The 11,450-nt window shown below is 33.1% G+C and carries 11 protein-coding genes; 2 read left to right on the plus strand and 9 right to left on the minus strand.

The features are described from left to right. The first annotated feature begins 57 nt into the window (after window positions 1–57). Window positions 58–1,305 (plus strand): dicarboxylate/amino acid:cation symporter, encoded by a 1,248-nt coding sequence (locus tag AC1RPK_RS00185; protein WP_481761105.1) that lies wholly within the window; start codon window positions 58–60, stop codon window positions 1,303–1,305. 102 nt (window positions 1,306–1,407) lie between these two features. On the opposite strand, the gene AC1RPK_RS00190 is transcribed toward AC1RPK_RS00185, so the two are convergent. The 7 genes from AC1RPK_RS00190 to AC1RPK_RS00220 all read right to left on the minus strand — a co-directional run bounded on the left by AC1RPK_RS00190 (window position 1,408) and on the right by AC1RPK_RS00220 (window position 7,351). After that, window positions 1,408–2,274, minus strand: a complete 867-nt coding sequence (locus tag AC1RPK_RS00190; RefSeq protein ID WP_481761104.1) for a TMEM175 family protein — start codon at window positions 2,272–2,274, stop codon at window positions 1,408–1,410. A gap of 33 nt (window positions 2,275–2,307) precedes the next feature. Next, window positions 2,308–2,760 carry a hypothetical protein gene (locus AC1RPK_RS00195; RefSeq protein WP_481761103.1) on the minus strand — a complete coding sequence of 151 codons (453 nt, stop codon included), beginning with the start codon at window positions 2,758–2,760 and terminating at the stop codon, window positions 2,308–2,310. A 38-nt stretch (window positions 2,761–2,798) separates the two neighbouring features. Further along, window positions 2,799–3,488 (minus strand): YjjG family noncanonical pyrimidine nucleotidase, encoded by a 690-nt coding sequence (locus AC1RPK_RS00200; protein WP_481762165.1) that lies wholly within the window; start codon window positions 3,486–3,488, stop codon window positions 2,799–2,801. 135 nt (window positions 3,489–3,623) lie between these two features. Further along, the gene (apf, locus tag AC1RPK_RS00205; protein WP_481761101.1) at window positions 3,624–4,241 is read right to left on the minus strand and encodes an aggregation-promoting factor; all 618 of its coding nucleotides are present in this window, start codon (window positions 4,239–4,241) and stop codon (window positions 3,624–3,626) included. Window positions 4,242–4,583: 342 nt separating this feature from the next. Beyond that, window positions 4,584–5,519: a pyridoxamine 5'-phosphate oxidase family protein gene (locus AC1RPK_RS00210; protein ID WP_481761100.1), complete on the minus strand. Its 936-nt coding sequence runs from the start codon at window positions 5,517–5,519 to the stop codon at window positions 4,584–4,586. Further along, on the minus strand, window positions 5,509–6,036 hold the full coding sequence (locus tag AC1RPK_RS00215) for a hypothetical protein (RefSeq protein WP_481761099.1): 528 nt from the start codon (window positions 6,034–6,036) through the stop codon (window positions 5,509–5,511). The genes AC1RPK_RS00210 and AC1RPK_RS00215 overlap by 11 nt, the downstream gene beginning before the upstream one ends. Further along, window positions 6,023–7,351, minus strand: coding sequence for a glycosyltransferase family 2 protein (locus tag AC1RPK_RS00220; RefSeq protein ID WP_409021868.1), 1,329 nt, complete (start codon window positions 7,349–7,351; stop codon window positions 6,023–6,025). The genes AC1RPK_RS00215 and AC1RPK_RS00220 overlap by 14 nt, the downstream gene beginning before the upstream one ends. Before the next feature lie 283 nt (window positions 7,352–7,634). Between AC1RPK_RS00220 and AC1RPK_RS00225 the strand changes: the two genes are divergently transcribed. After that, complete coding sequence (locus AC1RPK_RS00225; RefSeq protein WP_481761098.1) at window positions 7,635–8,972, plus strand: dihydrolipoyl dehydrogenase family protein; 1,338 nt, start codon at window positions 7,635–7,637, stop codon at window positions 8,970–8,972. Window positions 8,973–9,250: 278 nt separating this feature from the next. Here the strand turns inward: AC1RPK_RS00225 and AC1RPK_RS00230 are convergent, their stop codons facing one another. Together AC1RPK_RS00230 and rlmH are read right to left on the minus strand one after the other, a co-directional pair. After that, window positions 9,251–10,720: an MFS transporter gene (locus tag AC1RPK_RS00230; RefSeq protein WP_409021866.1), complete on the minus strand. Its 1,470-nt coding sequence runs from the start codon at window positions 10,718–10,720 to the stop codon at window positions 9,251–9,253. 136 nt (window positions 10,721–10,856) lie between these two features. Then, the gene (gene rlmH / locus AC1RPK_RS00235) at window positions 10,857–11,336 is read right to left on the minus strand and encodes a 23S rRNA (pseudouridine(1915)-N(3))-methyltransferase RlmH (RefSeq protein WP_481761097.1); all 480 of its coding nucleotides are present in this window, start codon (window positions 11,334–11,336) and stop codon (window positions 10,857–10,859) included. Window positions 11,337–11,450 lie beyond the last annotated feature (114 nt).

Below are 11,450 nucleotides of genomic sequence, written 5' to 3' on the forward strand. Positions count from 1 at the left end.
AAACAATTGATATACTAGTGTTTATGACTTTAGACTAATTATTTAAGGGGATTTTTTATGACTACTTTTTTTAATCGCTACAAAACATCTTTATTATTACTCTCGGGTCTAATCATAGGTGGGATTGTCGGCTTAATCTTTAAAGAACAAGCTGCTGTCCTTAAACCTTTAGGAGATCTTTTTCTAAATCTAATGTACATGATTTTAGTTCCACTTGTTTTTTTCAGTATTTCATCTGCCATCGCAGAAATGTCTGAAATGAAACGACTTGGTAAAATCATGATTACAACATTAATTGTCTTCCTAACAACGGCTTTCATTGCTGGTGTTATTGGGTATATCGGTGTTCGTCTCTTTAACCCTATTCACGGCGTCAACGTTGATACGATTAAAGGTTTGATGGGTACTGTTAAAGATACATCAACAAAATCATCTGGTTTAGAAACATTAGTTAATACATTCACCGTTAATGACTTTTATCATTTATTATCAAAAGATAATATGTTACAACTAATTATCTTTTCGATTTTAATGGGTACAGCTGCTTCAGCAACCGGTAAAGAATCTAGTGTATTTACAAAATTTTTATCAGCTGGAAACGTAGTAGTTATGCGGATGGTTAAATATGTGATGATCTACGCGCCAATTGGTTTAGGTTGTTTCTTTGCCAATATTATCGGTAATTTAGGACCTCAGATTGCTGCCGGATATTTGCGCAGTTTCATTCTTTACTTAGGTATTACAGCTTTCTACTTCTTTGTGATGATGAGTTTCTATGCATTTATCGCAGGTGGCAAAGCCGGTTTTATGATTTTTTGGAAAAATGTCTCAGCTCCTGCTGTTACAGCAATTGCAACAAGTTCTTCAGCTGCATGTATCCCTGTTAACCTAGAGTATTCTAAAAAAATGGGCGTGAGCGAAGATATCGCAAATACGATCATCCCATTAGGTGCAAATACGCACAAGGATGGCTCTGTTATTGGTGGCATCTTAAAAACAACATTTTTATTTGCCGTTTTTGGTAAAGATATCACGAGTTTAAATAATATGATTATGATTATCTGTGTTTCATTCTTGGTTGGTGTCGTGATGGGCGCTATTCCAGGTGGTGGTATGGTTGCCGAAACCTTAATTTGTTCAATCTTCGGTTTCCCAATGGCTGCTCTTCCATTAATTCTAATTATTACAACCATCATTGATATTCCCGCAACTTTATTAAATTCAACAGGAAATACTGCTACTGCAATGCTTGTTACGCGTTTCGTTGAAGGTAAAAATTGGTTAAAAGATTTTATGGCACAATAATAATAACAATCCCCCTATATTAGATACTGAAATATCAGTCTAGTATAGGGGTTTTTTGTAATTAAAAACTGCCCTTTCCAAAATTGGACGGACAGTTTACTATTAATCATCTTCTCTACTTAATTGGTCTCTACCATACTTTATATTTTTTCTTCGCGTATTTTGTGAATCCTCAAATGCTTGACGATATTGACGAAACCATCTAAGTATCGTTCCTTCACTAACGTCGAGTGCCTCTTCAGCATCCTCTGTAAAATTCTCCCACGCATCAGGATCTTGTTGTTTTATTTCTTTTCTAAGTGTCGTAATAATTGGTTTTAATTTTTCTCTATCTTCAGGTGTCATCTCTAAGAATGCCTCAGTACCTTTAGGTTCCATTTGACTAATATTAGTAAATTCACTGTTATCTGCACTATTAGTAATAAATGAACGAATTGGTATGATAATAAAAAAGACTAACGTTATTTTAGGGAAAAACCAGCCTATAAGAATTAAAGCTAATATTAATAATCCGGTTTCTGTGTTATGTCTGCCATAAATGGTTACATATACTTTTTTCATATCAGATTTTTCTGTATATTTTTGATGAATAATTTCTTTTACAATTTCCCTGAATAGATAAATAATTAACAAATATAAAACACCATACATTGTAACCGTTTCTCTGACAGTATCACTTGTCATTAGTCGTGTGAAGGTTGGCATTAACGATAAAAGCATCATTAAGATTAAATCCATCACAATTATTTTATTTGGTACTTCATTTACTTCCGAAAATGCGACCGCATGTTGATACCAGATATTAGCAACAAAACAGAAACTAACAATAAAGATTCCAATGGCTTGAAACAAACCAACAAAGTTAATCTCCCCATTTTTTATCTCAATTGGCATCTCTAATACCATAATGGTTATAATAATGGCTATAATCGCATCACTTAACGTATCCAACCGCTCTTTAATTTTCATATGTACCTCCTTTAAAATACTGCTATATTTAACCTATTTTTTTCTTTTTTTTAGTCGTTCTTCTCGTAAGGCTAATAATTTTGCAGTCGTTGATAAGGACATCGATATTAAAATAAAAAATAAACTAGTTTTGATAACTACTGTTGGTAATGCCCCTCCAACTGATTTAATAACAAGCGTTGATATTGTTAAAAAAACTGTGAAAAAATTTAAAATAAGTAAACTAATATCATATTTTCCCTTAATTTTTAATAAAATATGAGAAAAATAGAAAAAAGCAATACTAATTATCATAAATAAACTATAAATTATAAAAAAGATAATAATAAATACGACTGGTTCTGCTTTTGCAATCTCCATAAAGGAACGATCCGTTGCTATTTCTGACACTGATAAAACTTGTGAAAATAAAAAATAGGTAGCAATCACAAAAATAGCATACGTAATAATCTTTTTAACATTTTTCATCATTTTAGCATCTTTCATTATTCACCATTCCTCTAATCCAAGATTTATAATTATTCTTATATTATATTATTTATGGCTAACAGATCATCAATTTCGTAGGTCGCTTTTATTGATGTCTTATTTTTAATGTTTTTCGGATTGTACCAGACAGTATCAACGTGAACATTGTTCCCACCTTGAATATCTGATGTTAAAGAATCACCAATAATAAGTGCCTTATCGGGATTAAATCCAGCAATATGGTCAAAAGCATAGTTAAAAAAGCCAACCGTTGGTTTTTGATAACCCGTCATTTCCGAAACAAATATTTGCGGAAAGTACTTATCTAACTTTGATTCTGCTAATCGTTTATACTGCATGTTTGCAACGCCATTGGTAATAATCGACAATTGATAGTTAGCTGTATCTATTGATGCCAATAATTCATCTGCGCCCATCATTTTTTCATGTCCGGCAGACAGATTATCTTGATACTGTTTAGCCAACTCTTTACCATCAACTACTCTATTAAACTGTTTTTTGAAAAATATCGCAAACCGATTTTCTAATAATTGATCCCGCTTTAAATTACCACGCTCATATTGGCGCCATAACTGCTGATTAAATTTCAAATAATTTTGTTTTATTTTATCATCTAATGTTATTTTTTGCGTTAAAAAAAGCTTTTCTAGTGCAGCTTTTTCAGTTAACCCAAAATCAAGTAACGTATCATCAATATCAAATAGTAAAAATTCGTAATTTTTCAATTCAATTCTCAACTTTCATTCATGTAATTTAGTTACTGGACATTATCATTTTAACATAAGATTTAAAGTAACAAAAAAGCTTTGAATAAGGAATTATATCCCTATCCAAAGCTTCTTATTTTTATAATTTAAATTTTAGTACCAACCGTTTGATAACCAGAATGATTTTGCAGCACTCCATGAACCATAACGACTTGTTACGTAATTGTTAGCTACTTTTTCTTGGTTTGCAGCTGAGTAATCACCATTTAAATATGATGAACTTAATTGGTATTTACCAATATATTGGCCATTTCTTGCTGAGTATGAACCACCAGATTCTTTGTTAGCAATCCATGCTTTAGCACTTGATGAATCAGTAGTGCTTGCAGTTGCTGTTGACACTGTACTCTTTGGTGCAACTGTTGTTGCTGCTTTAGCAGGAGTTGCAGCTGGTGTTGCTGCCTTAGTAGTTGTTGTATTTGTTGTTGATGCTGTATTTGCTGTTTTAGCAGCTGTATCAGTATTGATTGTTAATTGTTCACCAACATAAATTAAATTAGCGTTACTAATTTTATTTTCTTTAACAATTGCGTTAACACTGACATCATTAGATGTTTTGTTAGCGTAAGTTGCTGAGATGTTATTTAGTGTATCACCTGATTTTACAGTATATACATCAGCATCTGCTGCTTTAACTGCAAGTCCAAGACCTGCTGCTACTGTTGCTACCATTGCTACTGAAAATTTTGTCATCTTTTTATTTAATTTCATTATATTTAGTTCTCCTTTTAAGTTAAACGTTTTTATTTATTTTTTTCTTATTTATCTTACGAGGTTCATACTATCAGTTAGTTTTTACATAAGCATTTCAGTCAAATATCATTATCTTGAAATAATGTAATAAATATCATATTCCGTAATAAATGTAAAATAAATCAAATACACCATTACCTTCTTATTCCCTTAGTGACAGTTAATCTATTAATAATTCGTCTGTAATTTATGTGTCAAAATATAGAGATAAATACGTTGAAAATCAAGTAAAAAGTTTATTTTTTTAATTGATTTATTAAAAAAAGGTATTATCAGCAATGAATATTGCTAATAATACCTTTAAAATTTCACTTGATCGTGCTGTGTCCAAGTATCTAATCGAGCACTTTTGATCACTATTTCATAAATAATCTCATTTTCTATATCTTCTTCCAGTAATCCATCCATAAATCCTGGCACCTGTGCCCGATACAACTCTGCTAGATCTTCTAATTTATATTTTGACCTCTTAACACTTAACCTATTACTAGCAATAGTCATCCCTGTACTCGTTGGAATTGTATTAATAGCTGCTTTACCTAAATCCAATTCAGCAATTTTAGGCGTTTCCGGAGCTGAACCAAAATACCAAACATTTGATTTATCAGGTGAAACAATAAATCGCATCTGACGACTCGATGGCATCCCATCTGCAGTAGCAGTACTCAGGACCATTTGATTTGTTTCACCAATAAATCGTCTAAATTTATCTAACACATTATGTTCTTCCACTTCTGAAGGTGCCCCTTCATCAATAAATGCTAATACCTCATCAACTGTTTTTAACTTAGACTCATTTTGTAGGTAATACAATATTTGTGGGATATACGGTGAAATATCCCGATCTTTATAATAAAACTGTAACCATCTTTTTGAAGCAAGCAGTGGGCCCGCGTACGTTACTCTTAGTTTAGTTTTATACCAACTAATTAAATGTTTTAATGGCCAGTGTTTGAGCATTATTTGCCAAAAGTATGACGTAAATAGAAATAGAATTGCCGCTACCAGTACATTAACTTCTATAATACTGACAACTGACAACATTTTGAATGGCTCAAATGTCATATAAAGTCCTAATAGGATTCCGGTTGATAAAACCGTTAAAAACGTAACTAATCTTCGCTTAAATAATCTTAATTTATGTAACATCAAGCCCGAAATGTCACGTCTTTTCTTCATATTTCTTTCTCGTACAACCATCTCATCTAATAATCTTTTATCCTCTTTAGAAATCATCTTCATCCTCATCTCCAAAGTAATCAAATTGTTGCCTTAATTCAAATGTCCCAATATCGGCATAATCTTGTATGATAATTTTATTTTGACCCTCTCTATGATCTCGTGGCCCATATTTTAAATAGTACATTTCTTCAGCTAAGTCAGTGTGTTTCTTTAATAATTTTGAATCATAACTTTCTATATCATTTTTTAGACGATTATTCGAAAGAATTAAATTATAAATATGCAAAATTAAAAAGAACGCAATAAAAAACAAATAGTATTGTAGGAATGTATTTATAATCGTATCAAAAAGCTCAGTAAATAGTGTTTGATCAATTGGGATTGCCTTATCTTTAAATAAAATCAAGATAACCGTGATACTGATTGGTACTAAGCACGCAATCCAGCCAATTGTTATTAATACTAATTGTCTTAGTTTGAGACTTACATTTTTTTGACCAAAAAACCAATCAATCGTCAATGCGTCTTCATCTACTTCGTTCACAATATAGTCAGGCTTATTTTTTGTCATCATCGTCGCCTCCTAAATCTGTTGTAATACTATCCGAACGTTCAGGTGAATGCCATACGCCACCATCTTCACCCGTAATAATTTTACGCACTGTCGGAATTAACTCAGCTACCATTGTATACGTATTTACCATCCAGTAAATGAGGATATACCACGGCGCAAAAATAACGTATTTTAAAGATTTACCACTATCATTGAAAAATGACGCCATGATTAACTGAATCAAACCAATAATGACCTCTATTGAAATAAATATGCAGGCGAGCGCTAAGTTATTGCTCAACTGTAACCAATCACCATTTACAATACAGATAATTTGAATTGCTAAAAATGCAATCATACTTAACCAATAAAAGACTGACCAAATAACACTTAATCCATAATCAATAATAATAGGTACACTTGAAAATTGTTTAATCGGATGACGTAGAACGCGTAACGTCTTCGTTAGAAGTACATAAACGCCACCAGATGACCATCTATGTCTTTGTTTAATTAGTTCACCTAGCTTTTCAGGTACATCCATAAAGAAGCGAATATGCGGCGCAAAATAAGCCACCCAACCTAATGCCTGCATGTCCCAGGCAATTGCGATATCTTCTGTTGGCTGTTCAGCTTCCCAACCACCAACATCTAAAACGGCTGCTTTTCGATACATTGTATTTGCACCTGAGAAAGCAAATAAACCGCCATAAGATAATTGCGATCTCTTAATTAAGCCAATGATTGAATTTAATTCATTCTGTTGTGCTTCTGCTACAATTGTTGTTTTATTAATTGGTAACATATTCCCAGTGACAGCGCCTAAATTCTTGCCACCTTTTCTTTCAAAATATGACATATATTTCCATAAGGCATCAACTTCTGGTTTTGAATCCGCATCATTGGATAAAATAAATTCGCCTTTAGCAAATGCCAATGCAATATTGAATCCAGCTGCTTTTCCACGATTATTAATAATTGTGATCGTTCTTAAACGTGATTTGAACTCCTCTTGTAGCGTCTCCAAAATCTCACCGGTTTTATCTGTGGAACCATCATTAATTACAATAACTTCATATTTATCTAGAGGATAATTTAACTTAGTCTCTAGATGTCGAATTGTTGCTTCTATTGATTGTTCCTCATTATGAGCAGGTACAAAAATAGAAATGAATGGTTCTCCCTTCTCTAAATATTTAGGGAGCTCCTTCTTCTCCATAAATATTCTATAATAAAGGCTCGATACAATAAAGGCTAGGCCTCCAACGATTGGATACGATACAATCGTGTAAATGAGTACCTTCGTAATATCGTTTAGTACTGTTGCTGTCATATAATGACCCCCAAATAATTGTAGTTAAATAAATAGCTAAAATCCTTTACATACATTGACTTAACGCCCTTTTTAAACTATAACCTCTGTGATTTTAATAATCAAATAAAATATTCTAATACTGGATTACTTTGTCTGTCACTATTTTAAAAATTTAAAAGCTATGCTTTCTTTTTAAAAATGTTTCACATGAAACATTTTTAAGCGATTATTTTTAATTAATTTTCAATTTTATGCTAGTATCAGTATAATTATTAAATATTTATTATGGGGGATATTAATTATGAAACAATCACACTACGATACAATTATTATTGGTGCTGGACCTGGTGGTCTTTCTACTGCTTTTGATTTAAGTAAAAAGCAATCTGTTCTCATTATTGAAAATGATCTTTGGGGTGGTACTTGTCCTAATCGAGGTTGTGACCCAAAAAAAATGCTTTATTCTGCTGTTGAAACTAAACAACGCCAAGAAGCAATGCAAGGCTTCGGACTAACTGGCAGTTCTATCATTGATTGGCCTAAATTAATGGCTTTTAAATCAGCTTATACGGATAAAGTTCCAGCCAATACCCTAGCAGGTTTATCTGCAGCAAATATTAAAACTGTTCACGGATCTGCTAAGTTTATTTCAAAGTCAGAAATTAACGTTAATACTGAAACTTACACTGCCGATAATTTTGTAATTGCGACCGGTCAGTCACCTGTAGTCCCTGATATTCCAGGCAGTCATTTACTAAAAACAAGTACCGATTTTTTATCACTTGAAGAATTACCAGATAAAATAGCTTTTATTGGCGCTGGCTATGTTTCAATTGAGCTTGCTAATATAGCTGCTATTGCTGGCTCAGAAGTTCATATTATTCAACATAATAGTCAAATATTACGTGGATTTCCAATTGAATATACAACCCGTCTCATTGAGAATTTGAAAACTAATGGTGTCCATTTTCACTTTGACACTAATATTACAGAAATAACAGAAGGTCCTTTAGGCTTCCAGATGTTAGACGATAAGGGATTATCTTTAACTGTTGATTTGGCAATTTCAGCTATGGGCCGTCAACCTAACGTTAATACATTAAACCTACCTGCTACAGGTGCTGAATCAGATTCACATGGTATTATTGTGGATTCTCACTTAAAAACGAAAAATGATCGAATTTATGCCATTGGAGATATTGTTTCACGCAAACAACCTAAGTTAACACCTGTTTCAACATTTGAAGGTCATTACGTTGCAGACCAACTACTTAAAAAATCGAATAGTCCAATTGCTTACCCACCAATTCCAATGACTGTCTATGCCAGCCCACAACTATCTCAAGTTGGCATTACGATTGAACAAGCTAAAAATGAACCTGAACATTATGACATTAGAGTACAAGAGACAACTAACTGGTATTCCTTTAATCGAATTAAAGAATCTGAAGCATCTGTGACAACTATCTTTGATAAATCATCCAACTTACTTGTTGGTGCTGTCGCATACACCACAATTGCGGAAGAACTTATCAATTATCTAACACCATTAATTGCTAACAAAACATCAAAAACAGATGTTACTAAACTTATCTTAGCTTATCCGACTCCAGCAAGTGACCTAACCTATTATCTATAAAAAATACGATTAAAAAGGTATCTGCCTTTTTGTAAAAATCCCGCCATGATTATCAGATGAAATATATAATTTCATTCGACAATCATGGCGGGATTTTTTTGCCTAGAGTTAAGTACAGTGCATTTGATAAATTGACATTAATCAAGGAATTTACACTGGGAATCTATTAATAACTTTACAAGCAGATAAATCAATATACCCCATTAAATTTTATATAATTTCATCAGTCAACTCGATACGACTTAGTACATAGTACATTCTCTCAGAGATTCTATTTTTTAACTTAGTTGTTTTCTAGATTGAGCCTGAATCCATAAATTAAATAGTAAAACGATAATCAATAATATTGTCGCGATTACCATAATATTATGCAACCCTTCATACATAATCTGTCGCATTGCTGGTAATAATTTTTCAGGAAGACTTGAAACACGCTTCGAATCACTTAGCTTGTTTAACATCTCCATCGTAATTTTACCATGAGACTGATTAACTCCTTTTAACAACGCACTGTTAAGGATAACCCCATAAATTGATGACATAAATGTTTGGCTTAAAATACGTAATAAGTAGGCAAATGAAGTTGCGATTGGGACATCTCGACCCTCCGCATCCTCTTGAACACTCAGTTGTAGGACATTAAAACACATTCCTAAACCGAACCCTTCAAAAGCACCCATTAGTAATAAATACCAGAATGGGACTGTCACACCTACAACTAACATCCCAGCAAACGAAATAATAAAGCTAATGGTTCCGATTGTAATAATCCGGTATTTCCCCAATCGAGGAATCATTGATGGACCGGACAACGAACCAAATAAATTAGTCATTGCACCAGGAATTTGTGTTGCCCCACCAATCAATGCACTCATTCCAAGTATTCCTTGTGCCCACATTGGAATATAGATGTTAAATGAGATAAATGCTCCCCATAAAAAGGCAAATATGATAAAATCAACAATCAGTTTCTTATTTTTAAATAATCGATTGGGAATAATCGGATCAACGGCCCTATCCTCAACTCTATACAAAATACCGAGTAAGATAATTCCAGCAATAATTAACCCAACGACTAAATTAATTGACCCAACACCAATCATTTGAATACCTGTTAATAAGGTCACTAAGCTGACAATCATCATTCCAGCACCCAAGTAATCGATATTCCCCTTTTGACGTTTTTTAACTTCTTCTTTGAAGAAAAATTGGATTGAAATAATTGATATTAATGCTATTGGTACATTGATATAGAAGACCCAATGCCAACTAAACGTATCAACGATCCAGCCACCAACTAAAGGTCCAATAATTGATGCAATACTGTAACTAGCTGTTGCATAACCAATAACTTGTGAGCGTTTCTTAATATTTTTATAAATATCAGCATAAATAATAAACGGAATTGTATTCATCCCACCTGCACCAATACCCATAACTACTCTAGCAACTAAGAAAAAGACAATATTACTTGATGTTGCTTGAAAAACCGCACCGATTGCAAATAAAAAAGTTGCTAACTGATATGCACCACGGTTACCAATTCGTTCGCCTAATTTACTCCAAAGAGGTGTGGCAACTGCCATCCCCAACAAGAAAACTGCAACAATCCATCCCATATATTGGATACCATGCAAATCACTGACGATTGATGGTAATGCAGTATTAATAATCGTTCCATCAAGACCTGCCATTGCGTTAGATAACAGCAATGCAATAGTCACGATGATTAAATTCTTTTTATTCATAAATTCTCCCTCTTATACGACTAAATTTAAAATTACTTATTTTTATCATCCACCTTTAAGCAAGCTCTAGGTCAAGGGAAAATATGAAAATCTACTGATATCCTAAAATTACGTTACTTAAAGTATTGAAAGGTCCTTATTTATGATAGGGGCTCCCTGCATTAATCATAAATCCACGGTAAACTTGTTCAGTCAAAATCATCCGCATTAATTGATGCGGTAAGGTAAATTTACCAAACGAGATTTGTGTGTCGGCGCGTCTTAAAACGTCCTCGCTTAGTCCTAATGACCCCCCAATAACGAAGGTTATGTCTGAATGCCCATAAGTTCCAAGATCAGCAATCTCTTTAGCAAAATCTTCCGACGTACGTTCCTTACCTAAAATGGCTAAAGCATAAACATACTCTTTTTCTTTAATCTTACTAAGGATACGTTCGCCCTCTTTACCTTTAACATCAATCATTTCTGCTGAACTTAATTTTTCCGGTGCCTTTTCATCATTTACTTCAATAATTTCAAATTTACAAAACTTACTTAACCGTTTTGCATACTCTTCAATTCCTTGTTTGAGATATTTTTCTTTTAATTTACCTACACCAATAATCTTAATGTTCATAATTTCCACCTTTTTCACAAGTTATACACAAAGTTACGCACATATCCACAATTTGGACCACAACATATTGCGGGGAATATGTGTTCGTCACTACATTTATTTGTTGCCCATTTG

It is taken from the genome of Dellaglioa sp. CoH-55-MRSF-6 (assembly GCF_056782215.1).

Bases quoted from the DNA above. Each gene is read 5' to 3' on its own strand.
- AC1RPK_RS00185 (WP_481761105.1), top strand. From the start codon at position 58: ATGACTACTTTTTTTAATCGCTACAAAACATCTTTATTATTACTCTCG.
- AC1RPK_RS00190 (WP_481761104.1), bottom strand. From the start codon at position 2,274: ATGAAAATTAAAGAGCGGTTGGATACGTTAAGTGATGCGATTATAGCC.
- AC1RPK_RS00195 (WP_481761103.1), bottom strand. From the start codon at position 2,760: ATGAAAGATGCTAAAATGATGAAAAATGTTAAAAAGATTATTACGTAT.
- apf (WP_481761101.1), bottom strand. From the start codon at position 4,241: ATGAAATTAAATAAAAAGATGACAAAATTTTCAGTAGCAATGGTAGCA.
- AC1RPK_RS00210 (WP_481761100.1), bottom strand. From the start codon at position 5,519: ATGATTTCTAAAGAGGATAAAAGATTATTAGATGAGATGGTTGTACGA.
- AC1RPK_RS00215 (WP_481761099.1), bottom strand. From the start codon at position 6,036: ATGACAAAAAATAAGCCTGACTATATTGTGAACGAAGTAGATGAAGAC.
- AC1RPK_RS00220 (WP_409021868.1), bottom strand. From the start codon at position 7,351: ATGACAGCAACAGTACTAAACGATATTACGAAGGTACTCATTTACACG.
- AC1RPK_RS00225 (WP_481761098.1), top strand. From the start codon at position 7,635: ATGAAACAATCACACTACGATACAATTATTATTGGTGCTGGACCTGGT.
- AC1RPK_RS00230 (WP_409021866.1), bottom strand. From the start codon at position 10,720: ATGAATAAAAAGAATTTAATCATCGTGACTATTGCATTGCTGTTATCT.
- rlmH (WP_481761097.1), bottom strand. From the start codon at position 11,336: ATGAACATTAAGATTATTGGTGTAGGTAAATTAAAAGAAAAATATCTC.